Below are 18991 nucleotides of genomic sequence, written 5' to 3' on the forward strand. Positions count from 1 at the left end.
ATAATCATTACAGCACCAACTTAAAGAGAGAAGGATCTAACTTGCAGCAACAACAGAACACTTCAGATAAATTATGGACAAAAAACTACTTCCTCGCGTTTATTTATGCGATGTCTACTCAAATTTCCAACAATATGCTAATGACGGGACTGCCATTATACGCAATCTACTTAGGCGGCGATAATTCGATTTCAGGTATGCTTTTTGGTTTCTTCATGTTTGTCGCAATTCTTTTCAGACCTTATTTTGGGAAATTAATAGATGAAAAGAGCCGTAGAATCGTACTCATTATTGGTGCTGTGATAACGGCATTTATTACTCTATCCTATGTTGTAGCCTTTTCAATAAGCCTACTTCTTGTTATGAGAAGTTTACATGGTATAGGGTTCAGTGCTACCACCAATGCTTCCGGTACTGTGGTTTCTGACATTGTACCAAAAAGGCGGTTAGCAGAGGGGATTGGGTATTTTGGTTTAGCAAATACACTGTCTACAGCAATCGGGCCAGCACTTAGCATCTTTTTAATTCAACAGTATACTTATCAGGTTCTGTTCATCGTTGCCGGTTTGATCGGTTTGATTTCGATCATTTGTAGCCTGTTTATGACATACGAAAAAAAGAATCCAAATCTTGTGATAAAATCAACAAAAAAGAATCGCAAAATTTCTGAATTGCTATTTGAAAAAACAGCACTGCCAACCGGATTAGTAACCGCTTTTGTTTATGTTGGAATGGGCGCATCGTTAACTTTCATTCCAACCTTTGCCCTTTCCTTAGGGATTAAAGACATTGGTTTATATTTTACGGTGTATTCCTTTTCACTATTATTAACGAGAATTGTGGGAGGTAAATTGGCAGATAAACATGGAAGTTCCATCGTGGTAATCCCTGGTTTAGTGATTATGACGATATCATTTGTAGTCTTAGCCTACGCGACTTCACTCGGGGACTTTATTCTAACAGGCGTCCTCTATGGATTAGGGTTGGGATTTGTTGAACCAGCTTTAAATGCTGTCATGATCAGGCTATGTCCACCCGATCGACGAGGCGCAGGGAACTCGACGTTTTTTACAGCAAAGGATTTAGGTAGCGGACTCGGAGCAATTTGTTTAGGTTTCATCTCCCTAAATGCAGGATTCAAAGCCGTGTTCTTATACAGTGCAGTATGTATTATCCTCGCGTTCTTCGCATATGTATTGATATTGCGAAGACAAATTAATAGTGCGAGAAAATCTGAAAAATCAAATTTACAGGCCAGTGTAAGCTAGTATCTAAATGTCAGGCACCCTTCTAGTGTGGGTTCCTGACATTTTTATTTACGTGCTATTTAAGTCTATGCACAAAAGAAAAAAGAGCCCAACATGAGCTCTTTCAATCTAATATTCTACAACTCCAAGATATTCTTCTAAAGTAATTTCATGTTCTGTGATATATTTTGCATGTTCTACACCAACATAGCGAATATGCCATGGCTCGTACATATAACCAGTGATGTCTTCATTTCCTAAAGTATATCGGACGATAAAACCAAATTCCGCTGCGTGCTCTTCCACCCATTGGCCTTCAACCGTTTCACCAAATTCCTGGACCAGCTGGTTTTCAACACTATCGCTCGTTACGTCCATTGCAAGACCTGTTTGATGTTCACTTTGTCCAGGCTTTGCACTAAAGGTAGTAGCTTCGGCTTCACCAAACCCACGCACATAAGAATCATAGATTACTTGTTGCGTTTCATACGAACGGTAGCCAGATTGTGCATGTAACGTAATTCCGTCAGCGCTCGCTTGTGCAAATAATTTTTCCAACGCCTCGGCTGCTTCTTTTACCATATGTTTACGTTCTGAAACAGAAGTTGAAAAAGCAACATTTGGCACTACAAGGTTTTGCGGCACATAAGTTTCATCCAATACTCCTACTTCTTTGTTAACTAAGAGCAAAAATGGATCATTTGGATCTATGACTGGTTTTACATCCTCTGGCTTTACTACTTCTGTCTGCTCACCTGCTGTTTGGGTTTCGGGTGCCTCTACTTTTTCCGGCAATGCTTCCCCATCGTTTTCTTTACTTAGCGCAATTTTCCCAATCACGACTTCTTTAATAGAAGCATAGCTTTCTTGTAAAATATCAGAAAAAGCCTCCCTCGTAAAAAAAATCGAGGACGCCACAAGTACCAGTACCAATCCGATGATGACTTTCTTCAATATTATTCCTCTTCCCTACATCTATCTCTGTTTTTTCTCTACCTACCATTCTACTATATTTTACAAGAATCGACACAGGGAATTAGTTGTAAGTTTTCACCATGAGGAAAGCCCTAGGAGAACGCTAGGACTATTTTGGGTCGCGGGGACAGGTTCCTTTGTCCCAGCTTTTAATTGCGTATGCTTTTAGATAGATTGGTGGTTTGAAGTCATTCGCAATATCTAAATAAAGGGAGAAATGATTCAAAAAGAGAAATGAATTGTTAAAATTATACATTTGCGTATGTTTTTTAAGGAAAAAAGCGATAAAAGCATACGAAAAAAAGAATTGCGTATGCTTTTAGATAGATTAGTAGTATTATTTCATTCGCAAAATCCAAATAAAGGGAGAAATGATCTAAAAAGAGAAAATAATTGTAAAAAACATCCATTTTAGTATCATTTTTAAGGAATAAAGCGATAAAAGCATACGCAAAATAGAATTGCGTATGCTTTTAGATAGATTAGTAGTATATTTTCATTCGTAATATCCAAGAAAAAGGAAAAAGTAATTTCCAAAACGACTATAATTCCATAAAACAATTCTACAGGACATGCTGGCGAGTTTTCCACCTGAGCATGTCACGCTAGATTCAGCTTGCAGGGCATGCTCATCACTTTTCCATCCAAGCATGTACCGCGAGAGCAGCCAAGACTAAAAATCTTGGCCAGGGACCTGTGTCCCACAAAACCAGCGGGTATGGTTCAAAACGCGGACTCAATCCCCAAAAAAGAATCGGCCAAAGGCCGCATCCCTTCTAGTTCCCCAATAATTCTCTTGTCTTCTCTAAAATTTCTTGGTCTTTGAGGCGGAATTTAAATTCGACTCTTCGGGAGGCTTGGCCGTTGTAGTTTCCATCAGAGTCTGAGCGGCCATCGGTAAAGGACCTCCCATTTACGGTTAGTTTTGTTTTGAGATGCTCCTGGATGTTTTTATACGGAAATTCACTACTTAGTATATATTCTGCGACACTATACGCCCGCTGCTGCGAAAGTTCTAGGTTATACAAATAGGTGCCATCCCTGTCCGCATGCCCCTCGATAATAATTTCTGAAATATACTCCTCATATCCATTTTCAAGTAACACATCCAAGTAAGCAGGAACGAATTCATCCAAAAATGTGAAAGCCTCAGGCTTCAGCACTGCGGAGTCATACTCAAACAGGATATCTGTATTAAAAATCAAGGCTCCCGTTTTCTCATCAATTTCAATGCTAGAGTCGCTGAATTTTTGATTGAGATCCTCAATCAGCCCGACTCTGACCCCCATGATTTGATCGATTGTTTTTTTCATTTCTTGAATTTGAAACGATTTAATCACCATCATGATGATAAAAATCAAAATAAAACACAGCAGTACCGATGTTAGTAAATCTGTGAATGATGGCCAAAATGAACTCTCCTCTTGCTCCCGGTGAAAAAGCCTTTGGTATTTACTAATCATTGGTTCCAATCCTTACCCGGCTGTTTTCTTGAACCGTGCTCTGGGCAATCGACTGGAGCTGTCGATTTAATTGTTGAAATTCCTGACCGATATCCCCTAATGTCTGCTGCAATTGACGAGCATTTCTCTGGCCGACATCCCCTGTTATTTCACCAATTTGTTTGAACTCTTTTTTCACAGCTTCATTCATTTCCAACATGTACTCATTGATATTTCGACTTACTTTATCAAGTTTTTCTCCGAGTGTTCCCTCGAGATTTGTTACATATTTCGAAAGCGTATCCCGTAAAGCATTCACGCTTGTGTCAATCTGGTTTTCTTTATATTGAAACGAATCCCCCATTTGCGCAATGGTCCGGTTGATTTCATTTAATAGCTTCATATACTTCATGCCAACTTGCTCATTTGAACGCGAGGCTTCACTCAAATAGCTTTCAATCGCTTGGGCATTCGTTAAATGAACCTGCAAATGCGAATTAAATTCATGGGTAAACTGTGTCAATTCATCAAAACGAAAGGTTAACAGATTTTTATATTCACTTTGCGCTTTGTTAATCGAATCAAGCGCATGGGGCAAACGGCCAATTGAGTTGCCCAGTGCCTTAAAATCATTACGAACATCCCGTAAGGAAGTAATGATATCGGTTAACTTTGAACTTACATCTGTTCCGAACACACGCTCAAATTGTAGATTGTTTTCCTTCATTAATTTGATGGAGTGCTCGCTTTGTTCGTTCATTTTATCAAACGCACCATAAATGGCTTCCTGCCTCTGAGCAATGGAAGAGAAATACTCTCTTATATCAACCACTGACTGCTGAAAATGATTCATCGTTTCCTTTTGATCAACTGTTAATTCCGCAACCTTTTTATAGGTTTCTGTAAAAGCACTTTTCATTCTTTCATTTCGCTGGTCCATGTTCTGAAAGTAAATAAACAATTGATCAAAGTTTTGGTTCAACTTTTTCACACCTTGATCAAAACCTTCCGTTAATTCCTGCACACCATGAAAAATAGCCGAAAACTGTTTTAGATTTTCCGTCAGTCCTTCATTGAATTTCGCCAAATCCTTCGCGGATTGCTGCAAACCAACCGTATACTCCTGGAACCCCTTAAACGAGTTCACAATACTTTGGAGGGATTCTTGATTCGTGTTCCGTAATTCAATGATTGAGGAATGAATGGTTTCCGAAACAGCAATAAGTCGCCCCATTCCATCCTGTTCATTTCCTTCTAGAATGGACTCAGTCTTGAGCATAATATCGGTCAACATAAATTCCGTATTCGCAACCCGAGTAACGATCGTCATAATCAAGGAGAGCCCCATTCCAGCAATACTTGTGTAAAAGGCGACATCAATTCCTGCAAGGACAGTTGCGACATTCTCCACCAGCATGTCACCAGTTGTATCTATGCTACCAAGTGACATCGCAAGACCAATAAACGTCCCGAGTACACCAATCAAGATAAAAATCGAAACCGTCATCTGAACAATTTTAATCAGATTGACAACAGGAACATTAAACACACGCCATCCTGAAATTTTATTTTGAACAAATGTTTCCACCTTCACAGATTCCTTTTGTTTCATTTGTTCAAAATCCACTTGAATTCGGTTCAACGGATCGATTTCTAACGAATTCGTGTCACGGATAAAATTGCGAATTCTCCTAAGTTTGCTGTACAACGTAAAATGAACCAAAATTGCCACTACAAATCCTACAAAAAGCGCCATAAAAATGAATTCAATCAATGGACTAGTTAATACAGCTTCTGCCTGTTGCTCACTCACAAACACCCTCAAGATTGCTTCAACCATTCAATCTCCTCCTTCATTGCACGTCCATTTTTCACCTTGTTTATAGCTATTCGAAAAATGGACAAATCATGCATTTGAATGAAAAAAGTGATGTGATATAGAATCATTGAGAGCGATACCATTTTAATAAGCTATTAGCTTTGCAATAATTCAAATTTTACGTTACTTTATAATTAATGCTACAAATGGGGATGATACAGATGGAACAGAATGACTTATTAACGATCTATAACAACTTGCATAAAGAAATCGGAAATACAAAAAAACACTTGTGTTCTCGTTTAAATCATAGTTTAAAGCAGATTCCTACTTTTATAGACACGATTAGGGAAGTACTGTTACCAGAATACTATTGTACAAGTAAAGAACGTAATATTGAGTACGAATTAAAGAATCTGGCAAAGCTTCAACACCTTTTACAGGAAATTTTATCCCATAAAAGTGACGAGCAAGTCGTAGAGCAAGACACCTTAACATTTCTTGAATTGTTACCGTCGCTACGATTTATCATCATGAAGGATGTTGACGCAGCATTTCGAAAAGATCCCGCTGCCAAAAGCTATGAAGAAATTGCGTTAACCTATCCAGGTGTTTTTTCAATCATTGTTCATCGAATTTCTCATGAACTTCATAAAATGGGGTATACGTTAGTATCACGCGGTATTTCAGAATATGCACATGGCAAAACAGGAATCGATATTCACCCTGGTGCAACGATTGGTCATAGCTTTTTTATGGACCATGGAACTGGCATTGTTGTCGGGGAAACAACCCTGATTGGTAATGATGTAACGCTTTACCAGGGTGTGACATTGGGTGCCTTTTCTTTTGACCGTGATAAAAATGGCGAAATCATCAAAGGTGGAAAAAGGCGACATCCGGTCATCGAAGACAATGTGACCATTTATGCGGGTGCGACTATTCTTGGTGGTGAAACCGTGATTGGAAGAGATTCCATTGTTGGCGGAAACGTCTGGCTTACAAGGAGCATTCCGGCTGGAAGTAAGGTCGTAACGGTCATTCAAAATAAAATGCTATAGATTTATTCGTAAAAGGAAATTGTTCTTAAAGGCAATTTCCTTTTTTTCTTCTCACACTCTTTTCTTTCAAGAATACGATAAGGAAAAAAGGACTGTGATGTATGCCTATTTCATTTCCAGTAAGTATAAGAACACAAGCATTCAGATTTGGCCCTCAAAAAAGAGTCTATTACCCTCAAGTTGATAGAATGAGGAATCAACAACTCGAGCAATTGATCAATCAATCGATTCTCCACCAAGCACAAGGATTGATTTCACTACAAGTTGGAAATATGCCTTCTACAGTAGTTGAAATGCTCGGTTATTATGAAATCAAAAACAACCAACGACAGGTACTTAGTCTCACTCAATCAAACTATACCTATCATGACAGGGCCGCCCACGGTATGACTTATATAAGATCATTAACATTTGATCTTAAACGTGGTAAACGTTGCGACCTCAAGGACCTTTTCAAGCCAGGTAGTGATTATGTAAATAGATTATCCACCCTCGTTTCCGAACAAATCAAAGAGCGTAACATTGATCTACTATCTGAATTCACGACGATAAACTCAAATCAGGAATTTTATATCGCTGACAAAACACTAGTCCTCTATTTTCAACTGTATGACCTTACTCCATATGTATTTGGCTTCCCGATGTTTCCAATTTCCGTCTATGACATTCAAGATATCATTGATGAAGATGGACCCCTTGGGAGAATGGCGACAAATGATTGATCGATTAGAAAAAAAGCTTAAATGAGGAAATTTTTTTCCTACATTTAAGCTTTTTTTATTTGAATGCTACAAAAGAATGATGTTCTGTTCTTTGCATTCTTTTCTAATTGTTTCATTCCATACGGAAGCCTGAACTTCGCCTATATGGGCTTTTTTTAGCAGAAACATACATAATCGTGACTGCCCAATTCCTCCCCCAATTGTATAAGGGAGCTTCTTTTCGAGGATTGCTTTATGATAAGGTAATACTTTCCGGTCTTCATGAAAAGATGACCTTAACTGTTTGAGGAGGGCTTTTTCATCAACTCGTACCCCCATTGAAGAAATTTCAATCGCGGTTTGTAATAACGGACTCCAAAAGAGCATATCCCCATTCAAGGTCCAGTCATCATAATCTGGAGAGCGCCCGTCATGTCCCTCACCTGAACGCAGCACCCCACCAATTTGCATAATGAAAACCGCACCATGTTTTTTGGCTATGATATATTCTCGTTCCTTTGTTGTGTTGTATGGGTACATATCCTCTAGCTCTTGAGAAGTAATAAAGAAAATGTCATTAGGTAATATCGGGGTTAGTTGCGAATGTAGACCAAACATGTGGAGTTCAGTCGACTTGATTGCTTGATAAATTTTCCTAACTTCCAGCTTCAGAGTGTCTAGGTTCCGTTCCTCTTTGGAAATGACCTTTTCCCAATCCCATTGATCCACAAATATTGAATGTAGATTATCCAGCTTTTCATCCCTTCTAATTGCATGCATATTCGTGTATAAACCGGTTCCTTTTGTAAATCCATATCTGCTCAAAGCCACTCTTTTCCATTTTGCAAGAGACTGAACCACTTCAATGCTTTTATTTTTTATATCATGAGCATCAAATGACAGGACACGCTCGTATCCATTTAAGTCATCATTGATTCCTTCGCCATTCTGAACCAGCAAGGGGGCTGATACCTTTAATAAACGCATTGACTTAGAAAACTTAATCTCAAAATAATGCTTCAATTCATTAATCGCTGCTTGTGTATGAAGAATATCCAACACAGGTTTGTATTCACCTTGTAATGATATAGAAGTAATTGTCCATTCACCTCCGAGAAAGTATGCAGGAGTCCAACCTTCAATCCAAAGTTGGCTTCCTCCATTTTTTAGACTTATTACCCTATGTGCTAGCGCCCTAAAGTGTTACAGTAATTCTTTAAAATGTTAAAATGTATGGGTTAGGAGCGGAAAAAATGTGTTAGAAAAAACAAAAAAACTTGGATAGAGAATAATCTAATCCAAGCTTTTTTGATTAATTTATAGTTTTATTATTGTGATACGATTTCCTTATCCATCGATGGGTTAATTTGATGAAGGATAAACGCACCAATTCCCTGAATGATTGTTTTCACTAGAACTTGACCGATAATAGCCGCAGGAACAGCTTCCCATGGCAACATGTTAGCACCAAGCGGACTTAAACCAATGATCACAAAGACTGCTGAATCGAGTAATCCACCGACTAACCCACTGTAAAAGACTCTCCAACTCATTGGCAATTTTAGTCGTGTATAAATTTCAGTATCAGTTGTTTCTGCAAGTAAAAATGAAATCGCAGATGCAAATACAATCAATAAAGTATCACCCAATAAAAACGAGACAAGCGCTGATAATAGTAAGGCAATACATATAAAGACATACGTCAACTTTCTTCCATAACGATTTTGAACAAAGTCTCTAAAAATAAACGTTGCTCCGATTAGAAGTGTCCCCATCGGTACGATGAAAACGCCTAGTGTCATAGGTTGAAAAGCTGCTGTTATGACATTCGCTAGTATAATAGATAAAAGATATAAAATGACTCTCATGATAATCCTCCTAAGTTACATTCTTGTTGTTTTTAAATTGTGTATTATTTAAATTCCTCAACTCTCTCACGTGATTCAAGGTAAAGAGTTAATCCTTTTTTTCTTAATTTGCAGGCAGGGCATTCCCCACAGCCTTCTCCAATGACACCTTCATAACAAGTTAATGTCTTTTTACGAACAAAATCCAAGACACCCAGATCATCAGAAAGTTTCCATGTTTGTGCCTTATCCAACCACATTAACGGAGTATGGATGACAAACTGTTGGTCCATTGCTAAATTAATCGTTACATTTAGCGATTTAATAAAAGAATCTCGACAATCCGGATACCCACTGAAATCAGTTTCCGAAACACCGGTAATGATGTGTTTCGCACCTACTTGGCTTGCCAAAACAGCAGCAAATGATAAAAAGAGTAGATTACGGCCTGGAACAAATGTCGATGGTAACTCGCCATCTTCGCCTTCTTTTATCTCCATATCATTTCGAGTTAACGCATTTGGCGCAAGTTGATTTAAAAGCTGCATATCCAAAATATGATGGGCAACATTGACCTCGCTCGCAATCGCCTTTGCACACTCAATCTCCTGCTTATGTCGTTGGTTGTAATTAAAAGTCACAACCTCGACCTCTTTAAAAGTTTCTAAGGCCCAAAATAAACATGTGGTACTGTCTTGCCCACCACTAAATACCACAACCGCCTTTTCATCTTTTAACATGATAAAAACTCCTTCCGACAAAAGAAAAAACAGTACCCCAAGAGAAGTACTGCTTCATCTTAGTTTTTTTAAAGAGGGGTGCTAGAACCTCTACCGCTAAAAAACGGATTTTTGTATTCAACTAAAAATTATAGTATCACAAAAGTCAATACAGTGGTATAAAAACTTTGGATAGCCGTTTCCCCACCAATTTTCTCCATGGGTCGCGGGGACAGGTCCCTTGTCCCACCATATTTATCCATTACCTTTCTCGACTCGGTTATTTTTAGTAGTTTATTAACGTTGTGACACCACATTTAACATCGGCGGCTTCTCACACGTACTCTCCATGACATAATGCCTCCCACTATCTGAGGAATCATGGAAGCCATGCATGGCTTCTAAAACGTGATAAGCTAGCTCACCATTTGCACGGAAAGATTGATTATGTAGGATGGCGTTTGCCATATCCGCTACACCAATGCCTCGGTTATTAGTAGGATTATCAAAAATAAGCGGAACCTCGACAAAATCCTTTTCATCTTTTCTTCTGATTTTGACTGGTCCTCCGAATGTATTTGGATTTGGGACCAATAAAGTTCCCTCACTTCCATAAACCTCAATCGGAGGCAATGATGTTCCACCAAAGGCATCAAAGCTAGTCGTAATCGTTGCAATTGCACCTGAATCAAAATCAACGGTTCCCGCGATATGAGTTGGAGTTACAACATCAATTTTTGTCCCCTTCTTAGGTTCACTTAAAATCATTCGCTCCGGATAACTGATTCTTGTTGTACCCGCTATCCGCTTCATTGGACCTAATAATGCCACCAATGCTGTTAAATAATAGGGCCCCATGTCAAACATCGGTCCGCCACCATGATCATAATAAAAGGCAGGGTCCGGATGCCAATGTTCATGACCTCGGTTGATCATAAAAGCTGATGCTCCAATTGGAACACCAATTTCACCCTTTTCAATCAGATGAATTGCAGTTTGAATACCAGCACCTAAAAAAGTATCTGGAGCACCACCAACGAGTAACTTAGAGTTTCTGGCTACTTCTAAAATTTGTTTCCCCTCTTCGCGAGACACAGTAAGAGGCTTTTCCGTATACACATGCTTGCCTGCTTCTAGTGCTTGGAGACTAACTGTCGCGTGCGCACGAGGAATGGTTAAATTAATCACCAACTGGATTTCATCGTCCGCCAATAACTCTTCAACAGAATATGCGTTAGGCACTCCAAATTTTTCTGCTTGCTGTTTTGCCCGAGCTACATCTAAATCAGCACAAGCCACAAGTTCAAGATGTTCATATTTTTGTAGGTTTTCCATATAGATTGAACTTATGGTTCCACATCCGATGATGCCAAGTTTCATTTTGCCCATAATCTTCCTCCTTTTATTGACTATCTCCCATACCCGTATACGTTCGAACATCTCCAGAACCTGCTACTCGATTAGCCTGTTGCTTTCCTTCCGCCGCCCATAAAAATCCACGACGCATAATGAGAGACACTTCCGGCATTTCAATAATATCCGCATGGTGTCCCAAGGAGCTATAAAAGACTCGCCCTTGTCCCCACCGTTTTGTCCAAACAACGGGCATGTCAACTGCTTTATTAGTCGCATGTGGACCATCTACAACTGGGAATCTTGTTGTGGCCAACACTTCCACAGCTGGATCGAAGTGAAGATAATATTGTTCACTCACGACTTTAAAATCAGACAAGCCCTCAAGCAATGGACTTGAACTATGTTTGATATTCACCATATACTCAACACCATCATTACCGGGGTGAGCAACCCAATTTCCACCCGTCATAAACTGCCAATCTACATTTTTTCGAAATGAATCACACATTCCCCCATGACAGCCAGCGATCCCAACTCCATTGGCAACAGCTTGAGAAATATTATGAACATATTTCTTCTCAATCTCCCCCATTGTCCAATGAGGAACCAGTAAGTCTAGTGATTGTAGTTTTTCAGCATCTGCATATGTATCTAGTGAATGTGAGACCTCAACATGAAAATTTTCTTCCTCGAGCAAGTTTTTAAAAAGATGGGCAACCTGTTCTGGCTCATGACCTTCCCAGCCACCCCAAACGATTAATGCCTTTTTATGCATAGATGAACGCTCCTTTATCATTCAGATATTTTAATCCATTGGCGTTTTTCAATCGACTGTTCCACAGCTTCTAAAACCGCTTGGCATTTCACACCATCTTCAAAATTAGGCACAGGCTGACGATCCTCTTGAATGGCATCCATAAATTCTACGATTTCATGAATAAATGTATGCTCATATCCAATCGTGTGCCCTGCTGGCCAATAGCGGTCAATATAGTCGTGACCTGGTTCTGTTGCTAAAACACGACGGAAACCTTGAGCATCCTCTCTGTCATCTGTAAAATAAACCTGAAGCTCATTCAATCTTTCAAAATCAAAAATAACGCTCCCTTTACTACCATTAATTTCGAACGAATTCGTACTGCGATGCCCTGTTGCAAAACGAGTTGCCTCAAAGCTACCTAGTGCACCATTAGCGAATCGTGCCATAAATAATGTAGCATCGTCAACTGTTACTGGCCCCTTTTCACCTTGGTTACTCCCTGTTGCCGATAGCCCTGTCATGTTTGTTGGCAACGGCCTTTCTTTAATAAATGTTTCACTCATTCCAATAACCTCAGAGATATCACCGATTAAATAATGTGCCAAATCAATGAGATGAGCACCTAAATCTCCATGTGAACCAGAACCAGCAATCTCTTTTTGAAGTCTCCAGGCAAGTGGGAAATTCGGGTCCACTAACCAATCTTGAAGAAACCAAGCTCGGAAATGATAGATATCCCCCAATGCGCCTTCGTCAATCAGCTTCTTCGCAAGTCTAACAGCCGGTGTAAAACGGTAGTTAAAGCCAATCATATGCTTCACACCCGCTTCCTTCACTGCCTCCAACATTTCCTTAGAATCCTGAAGTGTAAGCGCTAATGGTTTTTCACAAAAAACATGTTTCCCCGCTTTTGCAGCCGCAATCGCAATCTCTTTATGTACATCACTTGGGGCATTAATATCAATCAAATCAATGTCATCACGTTCAATAAGGGCGCGCCAATCATTCGTATACGCTTCCCAACCAAATTGTGTTGCTGCCTCCGCAACTGCTTCTTGATTTCTGCCACATATCACTTTCATTTCAGGACGAAGCCGTTCTGGAAAGAATAGCGGCAAATCACGATATGCGTGAGAATGTGCTTTTCCCATAAACTTGTAACCAATCATACCGATATTTACTTGTTTCATAGTTTCATCCCTTTCTTTATAAGTGTACTACCTCCCATTTAATCATATCCGCACCATAACAAATACAATCATTTGCTAAGGAATTGTCTATTTTTTAAGCGAAAAATAAAAAAAAGCTACTCGGATTGAGTAGCTTGGTAATGAACATGGAAAAGTGCTTGCCTCTGGTTATAGCGCAATTTTTCTGGATAAAGCGCAATTCCACATTTTAAAGTGCAATTATCCTGAATATAACGCAATTCACCCTGGATATAACGCAATCCCGTGCAACAATTGGATACATTTAAGCTTCAGCTGTTTTTTTATAGTCGTTTACGACTTGTATCTTCTCTTTTTCTGTATATGTGAAGCCTGTTATACCATAAATCAACGTGAACAGCGGCGTGATCATTGCCATGAAACAGAATGGGATATAGACTAACGGCGAAACTCCTAAAGCTGCCGCGGTGAATAGACCACTTGCCGTCCAAGGTGGAAGTGAACAACTTTGTGTTGAACAATCTTCAATGATTCTTGACAAATTTTCTGGCCGCAAATTAAATTTATCGTATAACGGTTTCATTAATGTACCGGTCATCACAGCGGAAAAAGAGAATGACCCACCAATACCTAATGTAAAATAGGCCGTAATAATAGTTGCGAAAACTAACATACCCCTACTTTTTATTCGGCTTGTAAGAGATACAACAATCGTTTCAAGCACTCCAGATTTTTGTAACAATCCACCAATTCCGAGTGCGAATAAGAAGAGAGCAACTAATGGAAGCATACTTGTCAGTCCTCCACGTTGAAGGAGGGTATTAATGGTCTCTATCCCTGACTCCACATGATAGCCATTATAAAACACATTTACGATTTCACTAATCGTTGACCCTTGATAGATTATAGCCACAACTGCACCTGAAAGGGCACCTATAAAAATCGATGTGATTGCCGGTTGTTTTGCAATGAGGAGGACAAAAAGGATAACCACCGGTATGAACGGAATGATTCCCAAATTGAAATGCTCCGCTAAATAGCCTGTAAGAGTATTGACATCTGTTGAACTAACAGACTCTGTTCCATATCTCATACCTAAGATTGTAAAAATGATTGCCGTAACAAGATAAGCAGGAACTGTTGTCCATAACATATGTTTAATATGAGTCATTAAATCCGCACCAACAACAGCTGGTGATAAATTGGTACTATCCGATAATGGCGACATTTTATCTCCAAAATAAGCACCACTTATAATCGCACCTGCTGTCACGCCTGCAGGTATCCCTAAACTTTGACTCACACCCATCATGGCGATTCCAGCTGTCCCAAGAGTAGCCCAAGATGACCCAGTCGCTAAAGAAACGATGGAACAGAAGATAAGAGTTGATACGAGGAAGAACTGTGGAGAAATTGCTTGAATCCCATAATAAATTAACGCGGGAACAGTTCCAGATGCAATCCATGAACCAATTAATATTCCAACAGTTAATAGAATCATGGATGGCTGCAAGGCCTTAAGCATCGATGAAAAAATACTTTCTTCTACATTTTTATATGAATACCCTAACCTCGTGACAAAAGGAATAATCGTTAATAAAGTGATAAACATCATAATCTGAATAGAAGCACCAAAAACAAGCATCCCTGTTGCTATAATTACAATGATTAACGATAAAATAAGTAACGAATACGCTAATGACGGTTTTTTCACAATGTTTTTATCCATCCAAACACTCCTAAATTAGTATTAGTTGTTTAATAAAGGAGTACTCCATTTGAGTTTATGAAACTAACTTAATATGTTTGGGGTCGACCCTTACGTTTCATTATGCATATATAAAGTATAGCAGTTATTCGTTTTGTTATAAAATTCTGTAAATTCAAGTATAGAAACACCTCCATGGATATAAAGTTGTTTTATAAAGGATAGCTCACGCATACTTACATTTCGATTGAAAATGCTCCAAATAACTCCCAAATGCTAAATATATCCTGGTCACAAGTGGGTCGCGGTCCCTTGTCCTATCTCCCCTTGTTTCAACCAACCTCTATCCTAGGTGTTTAACGTTAAATAAGCCACTCATATCGAGTGGCTTACACTTTTATTCATTTTCTTTCAAATTGAGTTTACTTCTTGGGGCGAACCAGTAATCTCACCAATTAAAGAAAGATCTAGACCTTTTTTAATCATTTTTATGGCATTTTGATATTTTTCTTCTTTTCTTCCTAGTTCATTTCCTTCTTCTCTTCCTAATCTTCGCTCTCCTTCAAGATTGCTTAACAAATCGCGTAGTTCTTTTGCACGTGCTTCATAAGTAACTCGATTTGTTCTTGCTTTTTTCTACCTAAAAAAAGATTAACGCTCCTAAAAGCAGAATAGTTTTTGGTTCCCTTCTTCTTTACCCAACGTGAGTTAATTGATTGTAATCACGATACACTTGTCTAATTGTTCCTCCACCTAGGCATTCTTCTCCTTGATAGAAGACAACAGCTTGTCCAGGCGTTATGGCACGAATCGGTTCGTGGAAAGTGACTTTAACTTTGGAATCATCCAATCGTTCTACCGTTACTTTATTGTCCTGTTGGCGATAGCGGAATTTTGCAGTACATTCAAAGGTATCAGGAATAGCACCCACCCGTATCCAGCTTACATCATCTGCAACAATGCTATCTGAATATAGCATTTCATGGTGGAAACCCTGTCCAACATAAAGTACATTCCTTTCAATATCTTTTCCTATTACAAACCAAGGATCACCATTGCCCCCAATCCCCAATCCGTGTCTTTGACCGATTGTATAATACATTAATCCATCGTGTTGTCCCATCATTTTGCCATCGAATGTTTCCATATTCCCTTTTTGAGCAGGCAAATAACCACTTAGGAACTCTTTGAAGTTTCGCTCACCAATAAAGCAAATACCTGTGCTATCTTTTTTGGATGCTGTTGCTAAATTTGCTTCTGCAGCTAATTCCCTTACTTTGGTTTTCTCTATCTCACCTAACGGGAATAACACCTTACTTAATTGCTCCTCTGTTAATTGATTAAGGAAATAAGTCTGATCCTTATTTTCATCTTTTCCTCTTAACATGTGAACTTTACCGTCTTCTCTAACCACTCTTGCATAATGTCCCGTAGCCACATAATCTGCTCCGACGCTCGTGGCATGATCTAAAAACGCCTTGAATTTGATTTCCTTATTGCATATTATATCAGGATTCGGGGTTCTTCCTGCCCTATATTCATCTAAGAAGTAGGTGAATACCTTGTCCCAATATTCCTTTTCAAAATTCACGGAATAATAGGGAATATCCAGTTGATTGCAAACGCGGATAACGTCCTCATAGTCTTCTGTAGCCGTACAAACACCAAATTCATCTGTATCGTCCCAGTTCTTCATGAATATTCCGATAACGTCATAGCCTTGCTCTTTTAGAAGCATTGCTGCAACGGAAGAATCGACTCCACCTGACATTCCAACAACTACACGTGTGTCCTTTGGTGTTTTTTTCATTTCGTTTCATCCTATCTATTTATTAATCCTTAATCTTTTGTTTTTAAATTGCGGACTTTTTCGGGTGTTACATCATTTCCAAGTCGATCCAACACCTTCATGCCTGAGAAAGTATCGAGAACTTGCCCACGTATTTGATGTAAATAATCCTCTCGAAGTACTTGTTGTTCGACTTTTTCTGCACCTGTTAATCCTTCTTCACGCTGCTTTTTTGCTAATTCATTAATGCGCTGTAAGGAGTCAATCATTGATTTCACCGTCCTATTTACTTTTATTCAATAATTTCAGTATGGAAGCAACGTTTCATATGGTCTATCATTGTTTCTCCAAGGTCTGTAAATGTTGCTACACCACGTCTATGAACGGCTGTTTTGAATCCTTCTGCATCTGCTCCCGCAACCGTTAATAAGTCACAAATATCCGTTGTTACCCCTACAACATGAACTTTTTGCGTTCCTTTGTTTCTCAATGTCTCAGCCAACCCCGTTTGAAAGAAGGCGTTATAGTTCGTTTTAGGCGAATATATAAAATTTTCATGGTCTTTATTTTCTTGATACCACTCATGTAAATCTCCGTATAATCGTTGCCCTTCTGTACCTTCAATATTATGAGGTGGCCATAATTCAAAGTGTGGGTCATTTGGTTGGTGTGAATCCATTGATATGACAACCACTTTTCCCTCTTCTAAAAATCTAGTCGCCAAATCCTTAATATAAGGTACTATTTCTTGTGCATGCTTACCAACAGTTAAGGTGCCATGTTCAGCTACAAAATCATTACTCATATCAACAATTAATAAAGTTTCGTTTGCCATTTTCATTCAACCCCAACATATATTTTTAAAAATATCAATCTTTGTCTAAACGAAGTAAATAACTTATAAAGGTGCTGTTTGTCGGTAGTGTTTTTTTGTTTCCTCGATGTTTTTCATTTTGTTATCCCAACAGGCTTGACTTAAGACCACGGGATATTCCTCAGGATTTAAAGAACGTTGATATTCTTCCCATAACAGGTTTAGTTGTTGGCCAGCATAGGATTGAATCTGTTGGACCCTCGGATGTTCATACACAAGCGAGCCAGCCTCGAAAATATTTTCATGCAAGTCCTTTGCCGTAAAATTGGTGACGAATTTTCCAATGTACGTATGCACAGGATGAAACATGTGTAATTTGGCTTCTTTTTCTGGTTGTTCGCTGGCTAGGGTAATATAATCGCCTTCTGATTTTCCCGTATGATTGTTGATGATACGATATACCTTTTTTAACCCTGGGGTCGTAACTTTTTCTGGGCTCGAAGAAATTTTGATAGTATCGATCATTTGTCCGTTGTCATCCTCAATCGAAACCATTTTATACACCACGCCTAAGGCCGGTTGATCGAAGGCCGTTATGGCTTTCGTACCTACTCCCCACGCATCGAGTTTCGCTCCTTGTGCTTTCAAGCTCATAATCGTATATTCATCAAGATCATTTGAAGCAAAAATTTTAGCATCTCCAAAGCCTGCTTGATCTAATAATTTTCTTGCTTCTTTGGAAAGGTAAGCCAAATCTCCACTATCTAACCGAATGCCTAAAAAATTTATGTTGTTTCCCAGCTCTTTGGCGACTTTGATTGCCGTAGGAACGCCTGATTTTAGCGTGTCATAGGTATCTACTAAGAACACACAATCTTTGTGCCGTTGTGCATACTTATGGAAAGCGATGTATTCATCACGATACGCTTGTACGAAGGAATGAGCATGTGTTCCTGAAACGGGAAGACCAAATCGCTTTCCTGCTCGAACATTACTTGTGCTAGAAAACCCACCAATGAAAGCCGCTCTTGTGCCCCATAATGCAGCATCTAATTCATGTGCACGTCTTGTGCCAAACTCTGATACTGGTTGATCACCTACGACTTGTTTGATTCGGGAGGCTTTGGTTGCGATGAGGGTTTGATAGTTTACAATATTTAACAAGGCCGTCTCGATGAGCTGAGCTTCAATTAGAGGTGCTTCAATCTGAAGAATTGGCTCATTGCCAAATACAACTTCCCCTTCTTTCATTGATCGAACAGTTCCTGTAAAGCGTACGGTTCGCAAATAATCAACATAGTCTTCCTGATAGCCAAGTTCTTTTAAATACTCCAAATCGCTTTCAGTAAAATGAAACGTTTGAAGATATTCAAGGATTCGTTCCAGTCCGGCAAAGATCGCATACCCATTTCCAAATGGTAGTTTTCGAAAATACAATTCGAATACAGCTTTTTTAGTATGAATATTATCTTCCCAATAGGCTTCTGCCATATTGATTTGGTACAAGTCCGTGTGAAGGGCAAAGCTATCGTCCATGTACTTATTCACCATCATTTCCTCCTAAACTAACAAAATACGCTCGGA

At 39.1% G+C, this 18991-nt stretch carries 18 protein-coding genes; 3 read left to right on the plus strand and 15 right to left on the minus strand.

What is annotated here, in order from left to right; translation table 11 throughout:
* Nucleotides 1-41 precede the first annotated feature (41 nt).
* The gene (locus CKJ95_RS12110) at nt 42-1268 is read left to right on the plus strand and encodes an MFS transporter (protein ID WP_099353688.1); all 1227 of its coding nucleotides are present in this window, start codon (nt 42-44) and stop codon (nt 1266-1268) included.
* A gap of 108 nt (nt 1269-1376) precedes the next feature.
* Here the strand turns inward: CKJ95_RS12110 and CKJ95_RS12115 are convergent, their stop codons facing one another.
* The 3 genes from CKJ95_RS12115 to CKJ95_RS12125 form a co-directional block, all read right to left on the minus strand.
* The gene (locus tag CKJ95_RS12115) at nt 1377-2201 is read right to left on the minus strand and encodes a M15 family metallopeptidase (protein WP_218962747.1); all 825 of its coding nucleotides are present in this window, start codon (nt 2199-2201) and stop codon (nt 1377-1379) included.
* Nucleotides 2202-2998: 797 nt separating this feature from the next.
* On the minus strand, nt 2999-3685 hold the full coding sequence (locus tag CKJ95_RS12120; protein WP_099353689.1) for an OmpA family protein: 687 nt from the start codon (nt 3683-3685) through the stop codon (nt 2999-3001).
* Nucleotides 3678-5504: a MotA/TolQ/ExbB proton channel family protein gene (locus tag CKJ95_RS12125; RefSeq protein ID WP_099353690.1), complete on the minus strand. Its 1827-nt coding sequence runs from the start codon at nt 5502-5504 to the stop codon at nt 3678-3680. The genes CKJ95_RS12120 and CKJ95_RS12125 overlap by 8 nt, the downstream gene beginning before the upstream one ends.
* Before the next feature lie 200 nt (nt 5505-5704).
* On the opposite strand from CKJ95_RS12125, the gene CKJ95_RS12130 reads away from it, so the two are divergent.
* Nucleotides 5705-6544 carry a serine O-acetyltransferase gene (locus tag CKJ95_RS12130; RefSeq protein WP_257215781.1) on the plus strand — a complete coding sequence of 280 codons (840 nt, stop codon included), beginning with the start codon at nt 5705-5707 and terminating at the stop codon, nt 6542-6544.
* 101 nt (nt 6545-6645) lie between these two features.
* Nucleotides 6646-7266, plus strand: coding sequence for a DUF3298 and DUF4163 domain-containing protein (locus tag CKJ95_RS12135; protein ID WP_099353692.1), 621 nt, complete (start codon nt 6646-6648; stop codon nt 7264-7266).
* Nucleotides 7267-7332: 66 nt separating this feature from the next.
* Here the strand turns inward: CKJ95_RS12135 and asnA are convergent, their stop codons facing one another.
* The 12 genes from asnA to CKJ95_RS12190 all read right to left on the minus strand — a co-directional run bounded on the left by asnA (nt 7333) and on the right by CKJ95_RS12190 (nt 18958).
* The gene (asnA, locus tag CKJ95_RS12140) at nt 7333-8334 is read right to left on the minus strand and encodes an aspartate--ammonia ligase (RefSeq protein WP_257215792.1); all 1002 of its coding nucleotides are present in this window, start codon (nt 8332-8334) and stop codon (nt 7333-7335) included.
* A 239-nt stretch (nt 8335-8573) separates the two neighbouring features.
* Complete coding sequence (locus CKJ95_RS12145) at nt 8574-9113, minus strand: VUT family protein (RefSeq protein ID WP_099353694.1); 540 nt, start codon at nt 9111-9113, stop codon at nt 8574-8576.
* 44 nt (nt 9114-9157) lie between these two features.
* Complete coding sequence (gene queC, locus CKJ95_RS12150; RefSeq protein WP_099353695.1) at nt 9158-9832, minus strand: 7-cyano-7-deazaguanine synthase QueC; 675 nt, start codon at nt 9830-9832, stop codon at nt 9158-9160.
* 276 nt (nt 9833-10108) lie between these two features.
* Entirely contained in the window at nt 10109-11200 is a 1092-nt protein-coding gene (locus CKJ95_RS12155) for a Gfo/Idh/MocA family protein (RefSeq protein ID WP_180271490.1), read from the minus strand.
* A 13-nt stretch (nt 11201-11213) separates the two neighbouring features.
* The gene (locus CKJ95_RS12160) at nt 11214-11942 is read right to left on the minus strand and encodes a ThuA domain-containing protein (protein WP_099353696.1); all 729 of its coding nucleotides are present in this window, start codon (nt 11940-11942) and stop codon (nt 11214-11216) included.
* Nucleotides 11943-11959: 17 nt separating this feature from the next.
* A complete protein-coding gene (locus tag CKJ95_RS12165; protein ID WP_099353697.1) occupies nt 11960-13117 on the minus strand; it encodes a Gfo/Idh/MocA family protein in 1158 nt (385 codons plus the stop codon).
* 283 nt (nt 13118-13400) lie between these two features.
* On the minus strand, nt 13401-14825 hold the full coding sequence (gene nhaC, locus CKJ95_RS12170) for a Na+/H+ antiporter NhaC (protein ID WP_099353698.1): 1425 nt from the start codon (nt 14823-14825) through the stop codon (nt 13401-13403).
* A 390-nt stretch (nt 14826-15215) separates the two neighbouring features.
* Nucleotides 15216-15383, minus strand: a complete 168-nt coding sequence (locus CKJ95_RS23365) for a hypothetical protein (RefSeq protein WP_180271491.1) — start codon at nt 15381-15383, stop codon at nt 15216-15218.
* A gap of 115 nt (nt 15384-15498) precedes the next feature.
* Complete coding sequence (gene mnmA / locus CKJ95_RS12175; protein WP_099353699.1) at nt 15499-16614, minus strand: tRNA 2-thiouridine(34) synthase MnmA; 1116 nt, start codon at nt 16612-16614, stop codon at nt 15499-15501.
* Between the two features lie 29 nt (nt 16615-16643).
* Nucleotides 16644-16862 (minus strand): DUF896 domain-containing protein, encoded by a 219-nt coding sequence (locus tag CKJ95_RS12180; protein WP_099353700.1) that lies wholly within the window; start codon nt 16860-16862, stop codon nt 16644-16646.
* Between the two features lie 23 nt (nt 16863-16885).
* On the minus strand, nt 16886-17428 hold the full coding sequence (locus tag CKJ95_RS12185) for a cysteine hydrolase family protein (RefSeq protein WP_099353701.1): 543 nt from the start codon (nt 17426-17428) through the stop codon (nt 16886-16888).
* Between the two features lie 63 nt (nt 17429-17491).
* Nucleotides 17492-18958 (minus strand): nicotinate phosphoribosyltransferase, encoded by a 1467-nt coding sequence (locus CKJ95_RS12190; RefSeq protein WP_099353702.1) that lies wholly within the window; start codon nt 18956-18958, stop codon nt 17492-17494.
* Nucleotides 18959-18991 lie beyond the last annotated feature (33 nt).

It is taken from the genome of Fredinandcohnia onubensis, from assembly GCF_002734285.1.
GTDB lineage: Bacteria > Bacillota > Bacilli > Bacillales > Bacillaceae_L > Ferdinandcohnia > Ferdinandcohnia onubensis_A.